We start from the raw sequence: 19410 nt of genomic DNA on the forward strand, positions 1-19410 counted from the left end.
TCGCCTCCGACAAGAGCGCCGCCTGCGCAGCGGACGCCGGCAGCGCAGCCACACCTACAAGACCCGCGGCACCGGCCAAGAAGGACCGCCGCCCGATTTGCATCCGGTCAAAGGAACTCATCTGTCAGGCCTTTCTTTCGGCAAAGACGCCAGTGTGCTGTCTTGGGACGCCACGTTAGTGAGAGTCATTCCGACAATGAACGGACGACAAAAAGGTTTCTGCACTCCCGGACAGTCACGCTCCGACCGGGCCTTTCCGCCGTCCTCCGGCGAGCCTCGTTCTGCCTCAGTCGCAGGACCACACCGTTCAGCCTGACGGCCTCGACCTGCGGCCGCCCCGGCCCTTCTCGCCCATGCCGAACAGACCGAGTTCCGGTGAAACCCGCAGGCCCCCTGCGGAGTGTTCCTCCACAGCCCTCGCCTCGCCCCGGCTGCGGCGGAAGCGCCTCCTCCGAGGGCAGCGGAGAGATCGCGGCGACCCGGGGAGCGCCTCGACGTTCCGTTGGGCTACCACATCATCACTTACAGTGCATTTACTGGCATTTCTCGCAAATAGGTGAACCGTTGCCCTGCCGACCCCGTATCCCTCACTGATCGAGGACCTCGCCGGGCCGCCTGTGCCGGAGCGGCACGACGAACTTGGGGTCCTCACCGCACGCCACGAAGGCTGCGCGCGACGCGTTCGTCGCACGGCCGGCGGTCGACCAAAGGAGAGGTGCATGGCCAGGGGTACGCGGAACACTGCCGTCCTCAAGCTCGGCGGGGTGGGCGCCCTCGCGGCGCTGCTGCTCGGCGCGGGACTGCAGCTGGCATCGGCCGACGAGAGCGGCAGCACGACCCCGGTGTCGGTGGTCTGCCCGACCGTCGACGACAAGCTCGGTGCGGTGCCGGCAGCCGCGCAGGAGGGGGTGGACCGCGAGCTGCAGAACCTGCAGAAGCAGATCGCCAACGTCAACGAGCGACTGGCGCGCGAGCCGAAGGCCGCGCAGAACCAGCTCAACGACATCGCCGGCAAGCGCCGCGCGGTCCTCGACCGGATCAGCCAGAACATCACCCGGGTCGGCGGCACCGCGCCGGCCGGGCTCCAGGGCCTGGCGACCTGCGCGCTGGCCGGCGCGGGCGGCGGCGGGGCCGAGGGCGGGGGCGCCGAGGGTGGTGGTGTGGTCGCCCCGCCGGCCGACGTTCAGACCGTGAACTGCCCGACCGTACGCGACAAGCTGCCGGAGGTGCCGGCCGCCGCGGTCGCCGGCGTGGAGAAGGAACTGGCCAACCTGGACGAGGAGATCGCCCGGCAGAACGAGCGGCTGGCGAAGCTCGCGGTCAAGCCGGAGGGCGGGCCGAACTTCATCCAGAACGCCATCCTCGGCCCGCTGAAGAACAAGCGTGTCGCCGTGCTCAACCGGATCGCCACCAACATCGGCCGGGTCAACGGCAACCGCCCCGACGACCTGGTCAACCTGGCCGAGTGCACCCTCAACTCGCCCGGCGCGCCGAGCGCCGGCAACGGCGAGGCCGGTGCGGGCGGCGCCGAGGGTGACGTGGCCGCTCCGGGCCAGGCGCAGACGGTCAACTGCCCGGACGTGCAGCTGCCGGAGATCCCGGCTGCGGCCGCCGCTCAGGTGCAGGCCGAACTGGCCACCCTGGACAAGCAGATCGACGAGGCCAACGCCCGCCTCGCCCGGCAGGCCGCCGACCCCCAGGGCGGGCCCAACTTCGTCGACAATGCGATCCTCAACCCGCTGAAGAGCAAGCGTGGTGCGGCACTCGACCGGATCGAGATCGCCTTCAACCGGATCGGCGCGCCGCGTCCGAACCTGGACAGCCTCGCCACCTGCACGCTGAACTGACCGACACGACACGACACGTACGGCCCGGCGGAGTGCTCCGCCGGGCCGTACCGGTGTCCGGGCGGGCGGGCGACCGCCGCGAGCCGTCAACCGCGCGACCGCCGACGGCGACCTGGGACGCCGCCGCTCAGAGGACGCCGGTGAGCCGGCCCCGCCAGCCGGCGAGCACCTCCCCCGGATCGGTGTCCAGCACCCGCTCCAGCAGGGTCGCGTAGACGTCGCGGAAGTCGGTGGTGAACTTCAGGTCACCGTCGTCGAGGTCGGTCAGGCTCGGCGGCTCACCGTACTGTCCGCCGCGGACCGCCGTGCCGAGCAGCAGCATGTCGGAGGCGGTGCCGTGGTCGGTGCCGTCGGAGGCGTTGGCGCGGACCCGGCGGCCGAACTCCGAGTGGACGGCCACCACCACCCGGCGACCCGCGTCGGTGCGCGCCATCCGGTCGGCGAACCGGGTCAGCGCCCGGTCGACCTGACCGAGCAGCACCTGCTGCAACTGCTTCTCGTCGGCGTGCGTGTCGAAGCCGCCCAGCGAGACCGAGAAGACCCGGGTCGCGACCCCGGCCTCGACGCACTGCGCGACCAGGTCGAGCTGCGCGTCGAGCGGGGTGCTCGCCCCACCGGTCGCGGTGGCGGCCGGCGTCTCCGCGTCGTCCTCCGGCTCCTCGGCGGCGGCCGCGTCGCGGACCTGACGGATCATCGTGTCGACGGAGCGCAGGTCGGCGAAGCAGGCCGCGGCGCGGGCCCGGGCCGGCGACTCGTCCGGCGCGGCGGTGGCGAAGGCGGTCAGCGCCGACTCGGGCAGGCCCTTCGCGGACGTCCGGCCGGTCACCGGCACCGAGGCGCCCGCGCCCCGCTCACCGGCCAGCAGCGGTGGCAGCGCGGGTTCGAAGGACACCGCGAGGCGGGGGTCGCCGCCGGCCCGGTCGAGCCAGCGGCCCAGCCACCCCGTCGAGCCGGGACGCTCCGGCTGGGCGGTCTGCCAGATGTCCATCGAGCGGAAGTGGCTGCGGTCCGGCCGGGGGTAGCCGACGCCGCGCACCACCGCCAGCCGTCCCTCGCCGTGCAGCCGGTGCAGGCCGCTCAGGGCGGGGTTGAGGCCGACCTCGTCGTCGAGCCGTTTCACCTCCTCGGCCGGGTACGCGAGGTCGGGTCGGGCGTCGTGGTAGGCCGGGTCGGCGTACGGGATGACGGTGTTCAGGCCGTCGTTGCCGCCGTAGAGCGTGACCAGGACCAGGGTGCGGGCCTGCGGGTCGCGATCGCCCGCGGTGGCGAGCAGGTCGTCCAGGCGGTACGCCGCCGCGCCGGCGGCGAGCGCGGTCGCGCCGACCACGCCGCTGGCCACCAGGAACCGCCGTCGGGTCAGGATGTCCACGGATCTCTCCTCCTCAGCTGACCGCGTACTCGGGACTGACCAGGCCGGCCACGATCAGCCGGCGCGGCTCGCGGGCCAGCGGGGTCAGGGCGGCCCTGGTCCGCTCGCTCCACCGGTCGACCACGAGCAGCCGGGCCAGCGCGTCGGGCCGGCCGGCCGGCGGCGCGGCGGTCAGCCGGGCCAGCACGGTGGGCGCGGTCGCGGCGGCGAGCACGTCGGCGGTGCGCAGCCGGGCCTGCAACGACGAGGTGGTCAGCCAGGCGGTGCCGGCCGGCCAGCCGCCGACGCTCGGTGGGCGCAGCGGCACCTGGTCGAGGGCGTTCAGCCCGGCCAGCAGCCGCCGCCGGTCCTTGTCGGGCAGCGCCGCCGGCCGTACGCCGAGCTGCCGCGCCGCGCCGACGAGCCACTCGACGGGCTGCTTGACCAGGGTGTCGCGGGTCTGCGCGAAGGCCGGCGCGGTGAAGATGCGGCGCAGCGTGGCCGTCGTGTCGGGGCCGGCGAGGTCCTCCGGCGCGGGCAGGTGCGTCCCGGCGAAGCGGAACCAGAGCCGGCCGGCGACGAACCGGGCGGCCTCCGGTCGTTCGGCCAGCAGCCGGGCGTACGAGCCGGCGTCGAACGCGGCCCGGCGGCCGAGGATCGTCTTCGGGCCGGGGTCGTGCCGTCCCGGTTGGACGCGGGCCGTGCCGGTGCGCCGGTCGACCACCCAGCCGGTGAGGGCCCGGGCGCCCTCCTTGACGTCGGCCTCGCTGTAGCCGCCACCGACGCCCAGGGTGAACAGCTCCATCAGCTCGCGGGCCAGGTTCTCGTTCGGGGCGGCGCGGGTGTTCTTCTGGCCGTCGAGCCAGAGGATCAGGGCCGGGTCCCGGACCATGGCGTCCACCAGCGGTGGCAGCGGGCCCCGCCCGTGGCGGCGCAGTGTCTGCAACTGCCGCGCCATCAGCGGGGCCGACCGGACCTTCTGCACGCTGGTCGCCCAGTGGCCGTGCCAGAAGAAGAGCAACTTCTCGTCGAGCTGGTGCTCGGCGGCGACCATCCGGGACAGCCACCACCCGGTCAGCGTGCTCACCTGTTCACGGCGTTCCTTGTTGGCCTGCTGTCGCTGCTCCCGGCCGGCGCCCCTGCCGAGCCGCGCGGCGGGGTCGGGGCCCAGGTCCGGGATCGGGGTGGCGGCCGCGCCACGGTCCGGGCCGTCCGGGTCGAGCAGCCGGTCGAGGGTACCGGCCACGCCGTCGCGCTGCGCCCGGTCCACCTCCTCGGCGGTGGGCCCGAACGTCGCCCGGCGCAGCAGGTGCGCCACCGCTTCGCGCTCCGTCATGTGCACCGACGCTAGTGCGGCAATGTTCGACGACGGTAAGGGCGGGATGTGGATCGCGTCCGGCTCCACCCCTTGCGTCCGGGCCGGTGGGCCGCTAAATCTCTACCGGGCCGAGTTCACCACCGACGTGTCAGTCCTGTGCGGCGGCGACGGCGGCTCGGCGATCTGCGTTGGCCACGGCACGTTTCTCACCTAGCTCACCTACGCCGCCGCATACCGCAACCCCGACCTGGCAGAGTCGGTACACGACGGCGGCCTTACCGGAGAAACTCCCGTGCGTCCCGTCCTGGCAATACCGATCGGATAACCGCGTCTGCGGCAACGCGCCGCTCGCACGCCAAGGCGGTGACCCATGTTGTCGCCCGAGGTGATGACCGCGATTAGGTAGGTCTTGCTTGCGCAGCGGGCATGTCGGGTCGTGGTCACGAGCGGCCCCAGCGACGGACCAGCCGCCGGTGGTTATAGGTCGTCAGGCCAGGAGAGGGCGTCGAGGCTCTTGCCGTGGCCGCGGGGGCAGGTGCTGTATCCGCTGTTGGAGACGTTCCAGTGCTGTTGGCAGTAGGGTGCGTCGCACGGCCCGCAGAATCCGGCGTCGTCATGGAAGCCGGCTGTTCTCATCACGGTGTATCGGTACGGCTCGGCGAAGGCGCTGGCGATTCTCGTCGCTTGTGCCAGGTCGATCGGTTGGCCGTGGCCGTTGCCGGCCACCACGCCGGAGAAGATCAGCCACCACTGTTGGTCGCCGTGACGGTGGCGGGCGTTGTCGTAGGCGTTGCGTCGCTGCGGTGGCCAGCGCTGCCAGTCGGCGGGCTTCGCACCGGGTGCGACGAGTTCGACGTGCGATGAGGGTCGCCCGCACACCGTGCAGGGAGGGTTGGCTACGAGCGCTTGCGGCATGTTTGCATCCTTTCTCAGCGCGGTTCCGGGCGGCCGGCAGCGGGCGCCAGACGAGGCCGTCGGGTTGGTCGGGCTGGATGGTTCCCAGCGGCGCTGCGGGGCGTCGATGAGGTTGGTGGTCATCGCTTCGGTGAGTGGCTGTAGATGCTGCGGACGCCGGCGAGGCGGTGTCCGCGGCGGCAGGCTTGGGCGATCTCGGGGATGCCGTCTTCGGCTGCCGCTATCGTCTTTCCGGTGATCGGCAGTTGTGATCTCCGCGGCGAACTTGCCAGGGGCGTTCGGGACGCCGCTGGTACGTGGCGGTTCATCCGGCTCTTTGCCACGCACGACACGCGCCCATTTGTGGCTGGCGACGGCTGCGACGACAGCGAGTTGCGGGCGGTGGAAGCTCGGTTGGGTTTGCCCTGCCGACATCGCTGCGGGAGGCGTATGCGCTGTTCGGCAGACGCTATGACTTGATCCGGAATGAAGGTCGTCTGCTTGCTCCGGGCCAGGTCAGCGTCGACGACACGGGCCGGGTGCTGGTCTTTCGGGTGGAGAGCCGGAACGTTACGCAGTGGGGGGTTGCGCTGTCGGGGTGACCGAGCCCGACCCGCCCGTGGTGTTCCGGGTGGAGTCGGTTCGGGAGTCCGAGCGGGCCTGGCAGCCGTTCCTCGATCGTTGGCGTGCGTGGAGATGGTGCTGTCGGAGTGGATGTTCGCCGGTGAGCTGTTCGCCGACAACCGGGAACTGGACGATGAGGCCATCGCGGTGTTGGAGGAGGGGTTCCGTCGGCTACCGATGCCTGATTACCCGTTTTGGGCGGGGCTCAGCGGCAGTCCGAGGAGGTGGTTCGATCGGCGTGGAGCGGTTCTGCGTAAGGCGGGGCGTGGTTGTGGGTGCGCGGCAGACGCGGCCGGTGTCGACGCGGTGCGGCGGGCGTTGCCCGGGGATTGGTTGATGGATCTGGGGTAGCTGCTGGCGGCGGGCGGTGGTCATCGAGGCGCGCCACCTCCGCCGGTGCCTGGGAGGTTTTCGGGAGGTGGCTGGGTGTGCGGCTGGCGGAAGATCAGCACGTCCTCGTGGGTGATCAGGTGCAGCGGGGTGCCGCTGGTGCGGGCTTTGCGTACGGCTTGGAGTTGAAAGAACGACGGTCGGGCGACGAGGTGCCCGTCGCGGACCGCGGCGAGCAGGGCGACGCATCGTTCGGTGGGGATGAGGCCGGCGCGCTGGCCGGCGGCGATGACGGCGGAGGGCAGGTCGACCAGTTGGCCGTGCTTGCGCCAGGGTCGGGCGGTGACCACGACGGTGCCGCCGGGGCGTAGCAGGGTGGCGCAGCCGGTCAGGATTTGTTCGAAGCCGTCGGTGAGGCCGGTGAGGTCGCGGTAGGCGAGGTTTCCGCGGTCGGTGCCGTCGTTGTAGGCGTTGTCGAATTTTGCTACCCCGTCGGCTCCGGGCCGGACGAGGCCGTGCACGGTGGGCCCGTACGGGGGTGAGGTGACCACGAGGGTGACCTGCCCGGCGAGTGCGGCGGGCAGGAGTGATGTCAGGCGGGTGGCGTCGCCGCGGAGGACGGAGGCGCGGCCGGTGGCGCCGTGCTGGTGGGCGTGGGTGATGTTGGCGTCGGCGATGATGGACCAGCGTGGCTCGTATTCGACGCCGATGGCGTCGCGGTCGGCGTGGATGGCTTCGACGAGGGTGGTGCCGATGCCGCACATGGGGTCGAGGACGAGGTCGCCGGGTTGGGTGTAGGCGGCGATGGCGTGGGCGGCGATCGCGGGGAGCATCCGGGCGGGGTGCTTGACCGACTCGGGAAGGTAGCGGCCGCGGCGCTGTACGGGCCCGGTCTGCTGCGCGGTGGTCCATACCGACAGGCGCTGCGGCCGGTCCGGTGCCTGGTGATGTTCGCCGCTGTCGCGGTGGCGGCCATCGTGGGTGTCGCGCTGGCGGTCGCTGTTCTCGGTGCCGGCTGGCGGGTGCTGCTCGCCTGGGATGGGGAGGTGTTCAGTCACGGTGGTCACCACTCTCGTGCCGTCGCCTGCTCGCCGGTGCGGGAGCCGGTGCGGGTACGGGGCTGAACACGAGGAGGTCCGCGTGGACCTTCAGGTGTGCCACCGCCCACCGCTCGGGGCGGGTCTGTTGGGCGAGGGTGAGGAGTTCCTCGTCGGTGACGTGGTAGACGAACGCGTCGCCGTCGGTGTCGGCGGCAACGGCGACGATGTGCTGCAGGTATCCCAGCCCCACGGTCGCGGCGGCGGCGGTCACCGGACTGAAATCCTCTGGGCCGGTTGTGGCGGTGGGGACGGTGACGACGAGGACGAGGCAGCCGCCGGGGTGCAGCAGTCGCGCGCAGGCGGTCAGGAGCCATGCCAGCCGGATCCGGTTGGTGACGTCGGCGGGGTCGAGGGGCCAACAGGCCACGACCAGGCTGGTCGCCTCCTGTAGTGACGTGCCGTAATGGACCGGGGTGCTCGGGTCGGTGGACGGGGGCAGGTCGGGGTCGGTGAGGTCGTCGCCGAACCATATGGCCAGGTTCAGCAGGTCCGCGTCATCTGATGGCGCGTCCGGGTGGTGTGGGGTTGGTGCGGTGGCTGCGCCGATGATGGGGTGGGAGTCGTCGGTGAACCAGCCCGGGTGGTGCCGGCGCCGGCCTGCGTGGCAGACGGCGGCGAGGGCGTGGTCGTCGGTGAGGTCGACTGAAGTGACCCCTATGGGCCGGACACCTCGATGTCTGTTAAGGACTCGTGGTGGATCTTCTCGTAGGTGTCGGGGCTGACGTTACCCAGACGGCTGTGCCGGCGGCGAGGGTTGTAGAAGCCTTCGATGTAGGAGAAGACCTCCATCTCCAGCTCGTGTCGGCTGGGCCAGGCGCGGGTGTAGACCAGCTCGGTCTTCAAGGTGGCGAAGAACGTCTCGGCCAGGGCGTTGTCGTAGCAGTCGGCCACGGAGCCCATCGAGGCGAGCACGCCGCAGGAGCGCAGGGTGCGGCCGAACTCGAACGACGTGTACTGCGTCCCGCGGTCCGAGTGGTGGATGACCTGGTCGCGGGCGGGTCGGCGGTGCTGGATGGCCATGCCGACGGCGTCGAGGATCAGCTCGGTGCGCAGGTGATCGGCCATCGCCCAACCCACGACGCGGCGGGAGTAGGCGTCGACCACGACGGCGAGGTAGAGGAATCCTTCCCATGTGCGCAGGTAGGAGATGTCGGCGACCCAGAGCCGATTCGGGGCGGTCGCGGTGAACTGCCGCTGGACCAGGTCCGGCGCGGTCGCCGTGGACGCGGCCTTGCGGCGGGGCTTGCCGCGCCGGCGTCGGTGGGCGCCCTCGATGCCAGCCAGCCGCATCAGCCTCGCAACCGCCTTGCGGTTCCATCGGTGGCCGCGTTCGTGTAGCTCGGCGGTGAGCCGTCGGGCGCCGTAGACGCCGCGGTGCTCCGACCACGCCTGCCGGGTGACCTCGACGCGCTGCTGGTCGTGGCGTTCCCGCTCGGCGGCGCGTTGGCGTCCCTGTCGAACCCAGTCGTAGAAGGCGCTGTGGCCGACGCCGAGGAGCCGGCAGAGCAGACGGACCGGGTAGGTGGTCTTCTCCGCGGCGATGAACCGATACACCTCGGCCCGGTTCACCGCTCCGTCTCGCGTGCGAAGAAGACCGCGGCTTTTTTCAAGATCTCCTTCTCCAGCTCCAACTGGGCCACCTGCCGCCGCAACCGCAGCAGCTCGGCACGCTCATCGTCGCTGAGCAGCGACGACGACTGGCCGCCGTCGCGTTCCTGGCGCAGTTGGGCCACCCAGTTGCGCAGCGTCTCGTGGTTGACCCCCAACTCCCTGCCCACGTCACGGATCGTGCGGCCGGAATCCAGCACCAGCGCCGCGGCCTGACGCCGGAACTCCTCGGGGTACTTGCTCTGTCGAGCCAACGCGGTTTCCTCCTCCTCGGCAGGATGCCAAGTCAGGAGGTGTCCGGTCTCAGGGGGTCACTTCACAACTGACCCATCCACCCGCTGGCCCCACCCCACTTCATGGCGGGCGGGGCCAGCGGGTGTTCCTGCCCTTGGAGAAGCCGCATGTCCAGTCCTGACAACCTCGCCCCGCAACCAGAGACCGTGGAGTCCGTGCTTCGCGCCGCATGGGAGGCGTTTCACCCCGGCCAGCCCACCCCGCTGGGCTGGCTCACCCACACCACCGCCCGCATCCACGACCACCTGCACGCCCAACACACCGCACCGGTACCGTCCGCGCCACCTACGCCCGCCGGGGATGAGGTGGCGCGGCTGCGGCGACAGGTATGGCAGACGCTGCACGACGTCACCGCCGAACACGACATCGACCCGGACGCCGCCGACCGGATCCTGCACTCCCTGGACCTGCCCGGCCTGCCGCGCCGCTGGCAGGTCCACGTCACCGTGCCGCTGACCATCACCGTCACCGCCACCAGCCGCGATGAAGCGGTCGACGCCGCCGAAGACGTCATCGACACCGCCCTCGACGGCACCGACACCTACCTCAACTGGAACCGCGCCGACCGCCAGGACACCACCCCCGGCGACCTCGACACCACCGCCGGCCCGCCCGCGGAGCTGCGATGAGCACCCCACACGTCGACTCCACCACTGTGCGAAGAATCCGTCGGTGCTGGCATGCCTCGTCCTCAATATCAAAGCATCCGTCCGAGCGACCTGGCCACATGGCGGTCTAGCGTGCGTTTCATAAGCCGGTTCAGGGCCACTCGTTGATCGCGGTGGCCTGGGCGCACTACCTACGCTGGCAACGTGAACCTGCGACAGAGGAAGAAGCGCACGAAGCGACTGATGGAGGCAGTGCGACGCGAAGACGCTGCAGCCGTGAGCGCTCTCCTTCGCGCCGGTGCGGACCCCAACGTTCCCGACCGTGACCGCACGACTCCGCTGTATCAGGCATCCGTCAACGGCTCGGTTGAACTCGTGCGGGTACTCCTGGCAGCCGGCGCGGTACCCGACACCGAGAGCGGAGGGGACATGGAGGGAACGCCCCTATGCGCTGCCGCGGCCTGGGGATACCACACCGTCGTACACCTACTCCTCGCCCACGGTGCAGACCCGAATCTGCGCGAAGGCCAAGGAACCGGCTACTCACCACTGGATTGGGCGCTACGCGGCGATCATTCACAGGCGGCCGGCCTACTCCTGGCCGCAGGGGCGAAGCCCGCTGCTCATGCCGACGCTGACATCTGAATCACGACCTCGCAACGGAAACACCTCACAACCGCTCCCCGCTGTCCACCGACCTCTTGCGGACAAGATGCGGATGTCACGTGCCACGCCTCGCTCGCGGCATCACGTCCCGTCGCAGGGTCTTCATCAGGGCTGCATGCCGGTTGGTGCCACCCCGTGGCATGAGTCGGCGGACGTACAAAGTCGCTAGCCCGACCCATCCCGCTGCCACCCCGGCGAACACTGTCCCGAACGTAATGGCGATCGGCACCCAGACCAGCGGTGGCTTCAGGGACCAGAGCGCTATCGCGCCGATGGTCAGACCCATCATGAGCGGCCCGAGGAGCAAGCAGCGGTAACCGACGACCAGCAGCCGGTATGCCCACGTCACCCGGATCCGCTCGACCGCCTTGTCGACCTCTGCCATGTCGGTAACCTCCCAGAGTCGCCGTGACTGTACCGACGCCCCACCCTCATGCCCTCCCGTCAGGACGAGGCGGACATGGCCGGGCCTGGGGACTAGAAGACGATCGCGGATGCCTGGTCAGGTGGTCGCGCTCCTGGTCAGCCCGTCCGTCCTGGTCGGGCAGCGTCGACGCTCACCGGCAGGCATGGCTGTACGAATGGCTGCATGGCTGGCCCGCAGGGGTGGCGGGCATGGACAGCTCTACCTACCGTCGCGGCCATGGTTGTTGCAGCGGGGGCCGAAGCCCGGCCGTTCGAACTGGCGCTCGCCGCGCTGCTGGTCATCGCCCTCGGCCTCATCTGCATTGGGCAAGGCTATGTGTACCGGCGGCGTCGATCCCGCGGCAAGGAACCGCTCCTTCCTGCCTGGGCTCCGGGTGGCTGGTGGCCTCGCCATCCAACGGCAACTTTGCGCACCGGCTGGGCAACCATGGTGGTCGGCATCGCTCTGCTGATTCTCGCGGCGTACCGACAGTTGTCGGCGTAGCTGGCGCTGGACCCGGAGCGCCAGGTTTGTGCGATCGTTTTCGGCTGATCTTCTCTGTCCAGCCCCCTGGTCGGCCGGCAGCGTCATGCTGCCAACCATGACCGCTGCTGACCGTCTTGGGACACCGGCTACAAGGCACTTCCGCTGATCCGGACCGCCTTCAAGATCGACGGTGTGTGGCACGGGCTGCGCAGCGCGCGGCTATCCGGCGGCTTACGGCTCACCGCTCCGGCACCGAGCCGGGCGGTTACCGTTTCGTTTGCTCACCGCGCGCCTGGACCCCAGTACCCGGGGGCACGTCGCGAAGCGGCGCGGCAGCGATTGCCCGAACCACCACGGAGCCGGAGTGCCCTCGCAACCGATACGGCCGGGACTCGGTCGCATGGCTCTGTCAGGCTCTCGTCATGCCTGAGCGACCGACAGCCCGATGGCTGCGCTATGTCGAGGAGCAGACTGCCCAGCTCCAAGCGGGGACTTTGCAGGAGCCAGAGGATGCCTGGGCCTTGTCCGACTTCCCGATTCCGCTCATCAGGGCGACGGATGCAGCGTTGTCCGACTTCGAACAGCGACTAATTCAGATCAATCCGGAGTCTGACGCCGCCGTCCTGGCAGCGGTGCAGCAAGTCGTCCTCGCTCTGAACGCCGTCAGCGAGGACCTGGCAAGCCCCACCTATGACACCGATGGGCGTGAGGATCTCTGCACGTATATCGATGAGGCGCTCACAAGCGTTGGCGTCGATGTACCAGCACTGGCCGCCAGGCACGGCCTGCAGCGATGGCAGATCACTGATCAGTGGCGTGACTGGTAGCCAACGCGCTGCGGCGACCGGGGACGACCGAAGGCCGCCCGCAGGGCAAGCCGCAGGCGTGCGGGCGCAAGACACATCACGGAGCCTCTCACGGTCCGCGACAGAGACGCGGAGTGTGCGCTTGATCGGGCTATGAAGCGACACCGCGGAGGGCTACGTGCAGCGGCAGCGGATCAGACCTATGCCGTCTGGTTCGGAATGACCAGAAAGTCGGTGACGTAGCTGGTTACCTCGCCGTCCGCGGCATAACCGATGAAGGTCGGGTAGATGCCGTCGCCCCACCCGGAGCTAACGATGATCACGTTCGCTCCGGACGCCTCATCCGTGATTGCATCGACAGCGGCAGGAGCGGGCGGCACCTGCGCCGGGATGAAGACCTCGTCCACCTGGTCGAACTCCCAGTGGGCCAGCGCTCCCACAGCGACCGCGTCTGCCAGTGTGCCCACGCCCGCGTCAACTGGGTAGCCGAAGAACCCGTCCGCTCCCAGCTCGGTGGGATCTTGGCCGTTCGTCAGTGCCAGCTCCCAACGCATCGTCGGCTGATCACTGATAACGAGCTGGAGAGCGGCGGTGCGGTCCTGCGGTTCGCTTCCGCTCTGGTGGACCGCCGCGACCCACGCGTCCAGCCGGTACCGGCCGGGCTCGACCGTGACCGTGAACGGCGCCGCTGTGTCGGGGGCAATCAAGGGATCGCAACCGACAACCTGGCCGCTCGGCAGCGTCACCATGCCAACCCCACGCGCCTTGATCACGTACTCGACGCCGCCTTGTGTAATCCGAGCACCGTCGACCAACACCGTGGTCAGGTCAGGCAGGTATGGCATTACATCCTCCAGCGCTAGCAGCACACCCCACGGAGCTGGCAGCGATCATGCCAAGCTCGGCCGTCACCCATCGTCACCGGGCTGGTCGAGCCATCACGGCCGGCTGTCGTGCATGTCCTGGGACGGATTCGTCAAGCATGTGGTGGGACTAGACAGCTCGCTGTGCTTGTGTCCTCCGTCGGCTGATGTGCGACACGCGTCCGCCAGGTGATCTGCGACAGTGCTCGGTTGTCGAGCAGCGGTTGGACGCGGTTCACGCGGTGCTGGCCGGGTCGGATGTGTGGTGGAGGTGGCCGCCAGTCTGGGGGTACACCGATCACAGCATCAGCGATGAGGAGACGCCGCTGCCCGAAAGCACGGTGGCGCTGCGGCGGTGATCGCCGCCGCCATCACCGGCAACCTCGGCGAGGTCGCGCTGTGGCCGCTGGCCCCGGCGAGCCGGTCCCTACCCTCCAGTCGGCCGGTGTGCTGCAGGCCGTGGGTCCAGGCCTGGACCCCCTAGACCCCTTGGACGCCCTGGCCACCCAGCGCGCCACCCAGATCCGCCACCAGCGCACCCCGACCACACCTGTCGTAAGCCACGTCGAGCAGGTGCGCCGCTACGGCGATTCCATCCTCGCCGCGATCGACGACGACATGCGCGCTGGCTTCCTACCCGCCGGCATCGGCTCGTTCGTCGACCTGCACCGCTAGCTCGACGCAGGCGACCACCTCAGCGCCGCAGGTGCGCCCGACGACGGAACCTCGGCCAGCATCCACCTCACCGCCACCGTCAAGAGCGTGGTCGTTGCCCGACTGCGCCACGGCGGCAGTCCGTTTGGCACCCACGGCACGTGCGCATTCCCCGCGCACGACCACAGCACCGCCTACGACCCCGACGGCCAAGAACCGTGCCACGCCGAGCCGATGCGGTGCCGGCACTGCGGCAGCCCGCCCACTACGGCGCCCGCCTCGCCGACTACCACCACGACACTCCCACCGCCCCGGACTGCTTCCTCATCCAGCACAGGGACTGACCCACCACGCTCTGCCCGCGAGGCCGGGTGTGAGCACTGGCTACGCCCGCCACCCGGCCCTCCGCGAAGGGCGTCCTCCCGCACACGATGACGCCCCTTGGGACAGATCGCGGTGCGGCCCCCGGCCTGCCGCTCATGGCCTGGACGTCCAGGCCATGAGCGGCGACTTGATCAATCCGGAAAGTCGAGCGTCACTGCTCCCGGTCGCCGTCCCGGCGGACCCGACAGCAGCATCCCCACGCCGCTGGCCGGGACGGCGGCCACTCCGGACCGACACCACCCCTTGAGAGGGCAAGCTCCCATGCCGCACCGCCGCGCCGTACCGCGCACCGTCAGCGACGTCCTGCTGTGGCTGCTCGCCGCCGACGTCACCGCCGCTCACCAACCCCACCCGGACCAGCCGGGCCGCTGCGCGAACCTGCGCTGCGCCGGCGAGGCATACCCGTGCCCACCAGCCCGCGACGCCCAACGGGCCCGCCAAACCGCCGACCGGCCCGTGCTGCAGGCGCGCGGCCGCGCGCGGGTGGCCGCGCCCGCTGCCGCTGTCGCCCGGTTCGCCGGCTGGTTCCACTCCACGACATCCCGACCGGCACCACCACAGATGTCGACGCCGTCACTGCATGCCGCGTAACCACCAGCTCGTGCGGCCTACCGCCCCGCCCTGCCCGGCGGCCGATCGCGTCGCCGGCCCCTACCGCTAATGGAGGAACCTTGAGTTTCCGTACCGAGAAGACCCTCGCCGGCTACGCCCGCGCGGCGGTCGACCTACGCCTGCGCATGAGCGAATACAGCCGTGGCCGGTTCGCCCAGCAGTACCTACGGGCCTGGCTGCAATCCCGCTTCGACGACGACGCTGTCGCCGGCAACGGCACTGTTGTCGAGGCGTTCAGTCGCATCGCGCATCAGCCGTGGCGCGACGGCGAACCCTACGTCCTCGCCCCGGCCATGACCGCGATCATCGCCGCCGCCGCCCAAGCCCTCGACCTGACCGGCGACACCGTCGGCAACGACGTCGCGCCCAGCGACGCCGGTGTGCTGTTCCTGCCCGAACCGATCTACGAACGCGGCATCGGCGGTGAGGTCACCTCCATCGGCGCGATCACCTGGGCCAAGGTCCACAACCGTGACAGTGGGCGCACCGGCTGGTGGATCACCGGCTGGGCCGACCGCGACGACCCCCTCGACCCCGCCGCCGCCCGCCGCCGCGAACAAGTCGCCGAGGTTCCCGAACTCGCCGCACAGTTCGGCCCCTACGTGCTCAACACCTTCGCCGAGATCCCCATCGGCGTTCCGATCCCCGCCCCCGACAGCCTGCCCGAAGCAGTCGACGGGGACTGGGAGAGCGCGCCGGACGGCCGGTTCTGCATCGACGAGTCCGCGCTGCGGATGAGGGCCGTCGCGGCGGTGCTGTACGCGTTCTGGCGCATCCAGGAACAACCCATCGCCACCGTCGCCCGCCCACCCCTGGACCGGCCCGCCCGCCGGCGAGCGCTGCGCGCCAGCCTCCGCCACGACACCCGCGTGGTCATGCTCCGGCGCACCAAACCCGCCGCCGAACCCACCGGCGAGACGAAATGGCACTACCGCGTCCGGTTCATCGTGCGCGGGCACTGGCGGCGCCTGGTCAACGCCGACGGGCAGCCCTACCGCATCTGGATCCACTCCCACATCAAAGGCCCCGACGGCGCGCCCCTGCTCCTCGGCGACACCGTCTCCGTCCTCGCCCGCTGATCCCCGACCCTCCCGGGGCCCACCGACATCACCGCGCACCTGGCCGTCGAGCAATCCCGGTCGGCGGGCCGACCGACGAGAGCAGAAAAGACAACATCATGCTGCACGCTGCTGGCTACCCCTTCGACACGAACAACCGCGCCTACCAGCGGTTCCTCACCCTCGCCGGGGAACACTTCGAGATCGTCGGCTGGGACAACGCCACCACCGGCCGACCCACCATGCTCACCCTGATCGACATCGGCAGCCGCGACGCGTTCAGCCTCGCCCTGCTCGACAGCGCCGAAGACCGCCAACCCCACGCACTTCTCGCCGTCACCACCGACGCCGTCCTGTCCCTACACGGCCCCATCGCCGGACGCGCCTCAGCCGCCGACTACGCCCACCACCTGGCCATGCGCGACGCCGACGTTGCCGCCACCACACCAGCCGCCCTGCACGACCCCGCCACATCGACTATCAGAGCGGACGCATGGTTGACCATCCCGCCCGACATCGCCGCTGCCGCCCACACCGCAGCTATCGACACGCCGAGCGTCGGGCTTGTGCTGCTCGACCGCGACCGCGCCTAGCTGGCCGTTGTGGGCCCGTTCCCCACCCCGGCCGAAGCGCATGCATGGCAACCCGACACCGCCGGTTGGCCAGCCACCGACCGCCTCACCGTCACCTGGTGCTCGCCTCGACCCGAGGCGGCCTGACCGCTCCCCCTGGCCTCTTCCCGTGCCGTCCCCACCTGCTGCAGGGCGGCGGCATCGAAGCCACCAGCGGTCGGAGCCGGTCTATCTATCCGCTGCTGGCCGTGTCCTGCGGCGGCGTCTACACCAGGGGATGCCGCCGTGGCGGCGGCAACCCGTGCCGATCATCTGAAGGAGCAAGCATGGAACCTGTGTCCGACCCTCATCGAGGCGACAGCGGATTCGGCCTGAGCGTCGGTGACCCGGTCGCCGGCAAGTCCCGGCTGCTGTCGCGACAGTGCGACACCTGCATCTTCGCCCCTGGCAACCTGATGCACCTGACACCCGGACGGCTGCGGGAACTGGTCCACGAAGCCCGCGACCGGGAGTCCTTCGTCATCTGCCACGACACCCTGCCGCACTACCGGCATCCCGACGTCAAGCCCGCGATCTGCCGAGGCTTCGCCGACCGCTACCGCACCCCAGCACTACAGCTGATCGAACGTCTCTGGGGGTTCGCCGAGGTTGACCCGCCGCCACCACCGCGCATCACACCCGACGAAGAAGCCGACACGTGAGCGAGGACTTTTACGCCCACACCTGAACCAACCGCAGCAGCCTGCCGTCGCGGGCTGTCGGTCAGCGCTCGGATCACCGCCGCACTGTGTCCGAGGCGTTCGTGGTGGTGCGGGTCTGAGCAACTGTGCTGGCACCGGGCCGCCGCCCCGTCGTCGTGAGCGTCCAGGTGATCAAGTGATCGCCTGGCCCTGCTCGAGCCAGCGACGGACCATCATCAAGTCCTCCTCGGTCAGGCCCACATATGGGTCAACGCGCTGCAACAGCGCTCGCCCCGGATGATGCGCCGCCACCCACCGCCGGTCAGCGCCGGTCAGCTCGTCATCGAGCCAGGCGAACGGGCGCCCGGCCGCCCACCGGATCAGGGGCACGGTCTTCCAGTGCAGACCGCGCGGCGGGTCCTCGTCGTCGTCTGGCCAGTCGACGACAGGCAGGTTCGGAAGTCCGAGCCGTGGCGAGATGACCTCGTTCGCCTCTGCCATCCATGTCGTTGCCCACGCCAGCTGGCAACCCAGCGCCACCAGCCTGGGTCCATCATCTGGGTCAAGCCGATCGAGCAGAGGGTTGCCACCACGGGACGATGGCTGCCTGCCGAAACTGCCCGAGGATCCCTCGCGGCTCTCTGGCCGGGCCTTGAAGGGGATCAGCGGGCCGTCCACATCGAGGAAGATCAAGGCGGGATGGGTAAGGCGGGGCATCACCGGCGAACATAGCCGCACCCAAGCGTGGCATGCCAGCTTCACCCCTGTCTTGGCGCGACCGCAGATGCTCAAGCCTTCGACAGTGCTGTACCGCAGGTCCTTCAAAGTGCTGGCCGGTCCCGTCCTCTGCCGCAGTCGGTAGATCGGGACGGCGGCATGCCTTGCCGCTCCGCCAGCCTCTACAGCAGGTCCAGCAGCGTCTCTACGCGGGTCGCCAAGATCAGATTCATGGCGCCTTCCACGCGGACGCTGACCACCGTGCTACCCGGCGCCTGCGCGAAGCGGATGGTGAGCGTGGGCGTTCCCGCCAGCGGATACTCGAACCACCCGTCGGCTGACTCATCGTTGGTGTCATCCAGCACGCCCGTCAGTGCCGCCTCGTCCAGATCGTCATACCCGTAGCCGATGTAGACGCTGATCTGTCGAAGCAACTGCACGACGTGATGCTCGGCCACCCACCCTTCGATCCGTACCACCTCGTCCATGTCGTCCCTGTCCGGCCCTACCGTTTGGGGCAGCGACCGGGGCGGTGCCAACTGCTCCGATTGAGGGTCGTAGGAGTCGAGCCCATACGCGCTGGCCAGAGCGGCCAGCGCGTTGGTGTCGTTCCAGCCGTAGGAGAGGCTCACTGCGACGAACCGGTCGGCAAGATCGGTAGGTCCCCACGGCCGCCGCCAGCCGAGGTCGTGATGCCATGGAGCGATCACGTCGGCGAGATCTGGCCAGCGTCGTAGCAGTTCAGCACGAAAGGTCAGGACCTGTTCATCCGGCACAAGACCGTCAGCATCCTCGTCTGCGAGGCGAGCAGCCAACCGGTGAGGGTTCGTGGTCACCCCGGACGGCCAGAAGTACAGGTCGTAGCTCACCTCGGCAGCGTAACGACCTACACCGCGCCGCTCTCTTCTCCAGCACGCCCGGATGCCCTCGAGCTGTGGCAGCCGAGCACCGGCGTGACGCGCAGAATTTGCGATAGTCCCGTCCGAGGGCGGCGTCATGCCGCGCTGCCCACAGGGGCATGGGCATCCCGTGGGTGCTGCGCAAGACACTCGGGAGGTGTGGATGCCGATCGAGCTTCGATGCCGTCGCGCGGCGGATGCTAGCGGCAGAGCCAGAATCCGTCGCCGTCGTGGCGGGTCACGTTTCCATCCGGCTGTCGGACGAAGACTGTCGCGCCCTCGAGCCATACGTGCTCGCCAGCGTGCAGGATGAGGGGACGCGGAAGCTCGACTGCCCAGTGGCCAGCTTCAACTACGGTCGCGATTGTCAGCCGGGCCACCGATACAGGTTCGGTCCGGACGGTTCCGGTGGAGTCATCGCCTCGGCCGAGCTGCGTCTGCACGAGTCGAGGTTATCGAGCGCGGACGCCGTGCGTCTCCGACGTGCCGCCTGCCGCGAGCGTCGTGCACGACCACGGACCTCCAACAAGCGTCAGCGCCATCCACGTGGCGGCCGGACGCCGTCCGAGCCGGCGACGCCCGGCGATCCAGCCGCGTACCTCAACCGCTCGGTCTGTGGCGTGAGCGGACTCGTTC

At 69.9% G+C, this 19410-nt stretch carries 21 protein-coding genes and 1 pseudogene; 11 read left to right on the forward strand and 11 right to left on the reverse strand.

From position 1 onward, the window contains the following. Nucleotides 1-719 precede the first annotated feature (719 nt). Nucleotides 720-1847, forward strand: a complete 1128-nt coding sequence (locus tag GA0070614_RS30865) for a hypothetical protein (protein WP_231933479.1) — start codon at nucleotides 720-722, stop codon at nucleotides 1845-1847. Nucleotides 1848-1974: 127 nt separating this feature from the next. Here GA0070614_RS30865 and GA0070614_RS02285 read toward each other — a convergent pair whose 3' ends face one another. Both GA0070614_RS02285 and GA0070614_RS02290 read right to left on the reverse strand, forming a co-directional pair. Further along, nucleotides 1975-3216, reverse strand: coding sequence for a DUF1501 domain-containing protein (locus GA0070614_RS02285; protein ID WP_088974431.1), 1242 nt, complete (start codon nucleotides 3214-3216; stop codon nucleotides 1975-1977). A gap of 13 nt (nucleotides 3217-3229) precedes the next feature. Next, nucleotides 3230-4531, reverse strand: a complete 1302-nt coding sequence (locus GA0070614_RS02290) for a DUF1800 domain-containing protein (RefSeq protein WP_088974432.1) — start codon at nucleotides 4529-4531, stop codon at nucleotides 3230-3232. Between the two features lie 22 nt (nucleotides 4532-4553). On the opposite strand from GA0070614_RS02290, the gene GA0070614_RS30455 reads away from it, so the two are divergent. After that, complete coding sequence (locus tag GA0070614_RS30455) at nucleotides 4554-4727, forward strand: hypothetical protein (RefSeq protein WP_172892349.1); 174 nt, start codon at nucleotides 4554-4556, stop codon at nucleotides 4725-4727. 263 nt (nucleotides 4728-4990) lie between these two features. On the opposite strand, the gene GA0070614_RS30055 is transcribed toward GA0070614_RS30455, so the two are convergent. Beyond that, nucleotides 4991-5551, reverse strand: a complete 561-nt coding sequence (locus GA0070614_RS30055; RefSeq protein WP_157744884.1) for a hypothetical protein — start codon at nucleotides 5549-5551, stop codon at nucleotides 4991-4993. 546 nt (nucleotides 5552-6097) lie between these two features. Between GA0070614_RS30055 and GA0070614_RS02295 the strand changes: the two genes are divergently transcribed. Beyond that, nucleotides 6098-6382: a hypothetical protein gene (locus tag GA0070614_RS02295; RefSeq protein WP_088974433.1), complete on the forward strand. Its 285-nt coding sequence runs from the start codon at nucleotides 6098-6100 to the stop codon at nucleotides 6380-6382. A gap of 20 nt (nucleotides 6383-6402) precedes the next feature. On the opposite strand, the gene GA0070614_RS02300 is transcribed toward GA0070614_RS02295, so the two are convergent. The 4 genes and pseudogenes from GA0070614_RS02300 to GA0070614_RS02315 form a co-directional block, all read right to left on the reverse strand. Further along, entirely contained in the window at nucleotides 6403-7428 is a 1026-nt protein-coding gene (locus GA0070614_RS02300; protein WP_408630725.1) for a TRM11 family SAM-dependent methyltransferase, read from the reverse strand. Continuing rightward, nucleotides 7412-8116, reverse strand: a pseudogene (locus GA0070614_RS02305) (hypothetical protein); the annotation flags it as partial. The gene GA0070614_RS02300 and the pseudogene GA0070614_RS02305, both read right to left, overlap by 17 nt. Beyond that, on the reverse strand, nucleotides 8116-9015 hold the full coding sequence (locus tag GA0070614_RS02310; protein ID WP_231933480.1) for an IS3 family transposase: 900 nt from the start codon (nucleotides 9013-9015) through the stop codon (nucleotides 8116-8118). The gene GA0070614_RS02310 and the pseudogene GA0070614_RS02305, both read right to left, overlap by 1 nt. An 11-nt stretch (nucleotides 9016-9026) precedes the next feature. Further along, a complete protein-coding gene (locus GA0070614_RS02315) occupies nucleotides 9027-9323 on the reverse strand; it encodes a transposase (RefSeq protein ID WP_157744885.1) in 297 nt (98 codons plus the stop codon). 147 nt (nucleotides 9324-9470) lie between these two features. Here GA0070614_RS02315 and GA0070614_RS30060 point away from each other — a divergent pair, with 147 nt between their 5' ends. Continuing rightward, on the forward strand, nucleotides 9471-9992 hold the full coding sequence (locus tag GA0070614_RS30060; RefSeq protein WP_157744886.1) for a hypothetical protein: 522 nt from the start codon (nucleotides 9471-9473) through the stop codon (nucleotides 9990-9992). Nucleotides 9993-10175: 183 nt separating this feature from the next. After that, nucleotides 10176-10616: an ankyrin repeat domain-containing protein gene (locus GA0070614_RS02325; RefSeq protein ID WP_088974437.1), complete on the forward strand. Its 441-nt coding sequence runs from the start codon at nucleotides 10176-10178 to the stop codon at nucleotides 10614-10616. 76 nt (nucleotides 10617-10692) lie between these two features. Here GA0070614_RS02325 and GA0070614_RS02330 read toward each other — a convergent pair whose 3' ends face one another. Continuing rightward, the gene (locus tag GA0070614_RS02330) at nucleotides 10693-11022 is read right to left on the reverse strand and encodes a hypothetical protein (protein ID WP_088974438.1); all 330 of its coding nucleotides are present in this window, start codon (nucleotides 11020-11022) and stop codon (nucleotides 10693-10695) included. Between the two features lie 258 nt (nucleotides 11023-11280). Between GA0070614_RS02330 and GA0070614_RS30065 the strand changes: the two genes are divergently transcribed. Next, nucleotides 11281-11547, forward strand: a complete 267-nt coding sequence (locus GA0070614_RS30065) for a hypothetical protein (protein ID WP_157744887.1) — start codon at nucleotides 11281-11283, stop codon at nucleotides 11545-11547. Between the two features lie 404 nt (nucleotides 11548-11951). Beyond that, complete coding sequence (locus tag GA0070614_RS02335; protein ID WP_088974439.1) at nucleotides 11952-12356, forward strand: hypothetical protein; 405 nt, start codon at nucleotides 11952-11954, stop codon at nucleotides 12354-12356. 179 nt (nucleotides 12357-12535) lie between these two features. On the opposite strand, the gene GA0070614_RS02340 is transcribed toward GA0070614_RS02335, so the two are convergent. Further along, the gene (locus GA0070614_RS02340) at nucleotides 12536-13180 is read right to left on the reverse strand and encodes a DUF4241 domain-containing protein (RefSeq protein WP_088979150.1); all 645 of its coding nucleotides are present in this window, start codon (nucleotides 13178-13180) and stop codon (nucleotides 12536-12538) included. A 507-nt stretch (nucleotides 13181-13687) separates the two neighbouring features. On the opposite strand from GA0070614_RS02340, the gene GA0070614_RS02345 reads away from it, so the two are divergent. The 4 genes from GA0070614_RS02345 (at nucleotide 13688) to GA0070614_RS30870 (ending at nucleotide 17179) form a co-directional block, all read left to right on the forward strand. Next, entirely contained in the window at nucleotides 13688-13873 is a 186-nt protein-coding gene (locus GA0070614_RS02345) for a hypothetical protein (RefSeq protein ID WP_157744888.1), read from the forward strand. 1034 nt (nucleotides 13874-14907) lie between these two features. Beyond that, nucleotides 14908-15927 (forward strand): hypothetical protein, encoded by a 1020-nt coding sequence (locus GA0070614_RS02355; RefSeq protein ID WP_088974442.1) that lies wholly within the window; start codon nucleotides 14908-14910, stop codon nucleotides 15925-15927. A 98-nt stretch (nucleotides 15928-16025) separates the two neighbouring features. Then, nucleotides 16026-16499, forward strand: a complete 474-nt coding sequence (locus GA0070614_RS02360; RefSeq protein ID WP_231933481.1) for a hypothetical protein — start codon at nucleotides 16026-16028, stop codon at nucleotides 16497-16499. 98 nt (nucleotides 16500-16597) lie between these two features. After that, nucleotides 16598-17179 carry a hypothetical protein gene (locus GA0070614_RS30870; RefSeq protein WP_231933482.1) on the forward strand — a complete coding sequence of 194 codons (582 nt, stop codon included), beginning with the start codon at nucleotides 16598-16600 and terminating at the stop codon, nucleotides 17177-17179. 171 nt (nucleotides 17180-17350) lie between these two features. Here the strand turns inward: GA0070614_RS30870 and GA0070614_RS02370 are convergent, their stop codons facing one another. Both GA0070614_RS02370 and GA0070614_RS02375 read right to left on the reverse strand, forming a co-directional pair. Beyond that, entirely contained in the window at nucleotides 17351-17875 is a 525-nt protein-coding gene (locus GA0070614_RS02370; RefSeq protein WP_088979151.1) for an HAD domain-containing protein, read from the reverse strand. A 182-nt stretch (nucleotides 17876-18057) separates the two neighbouring features. After that, nucleotides 18058-18744, reverse strand: coding sequence for a hypothetical protein (locus GA0070614_RS02375; protein ID WP_157744889.1), 687 nt, complete (start codon nucleotides 18742-18744; stop codon nucleotides 18058-18060). Between the last annotated feature and the right edge of the window lie 666 nt (nucleotides 18745-19410).

Source organism: Micromonospora coxensis, assembly GCF_900090295.1.
Taxonomy (GTDB): domain Bacteria; phylum Actinomycetota; class Actinomycetes; order Mycobacteriales; family Micromonosporaceae; genus Micromonospora; species Micromonospora coxensis.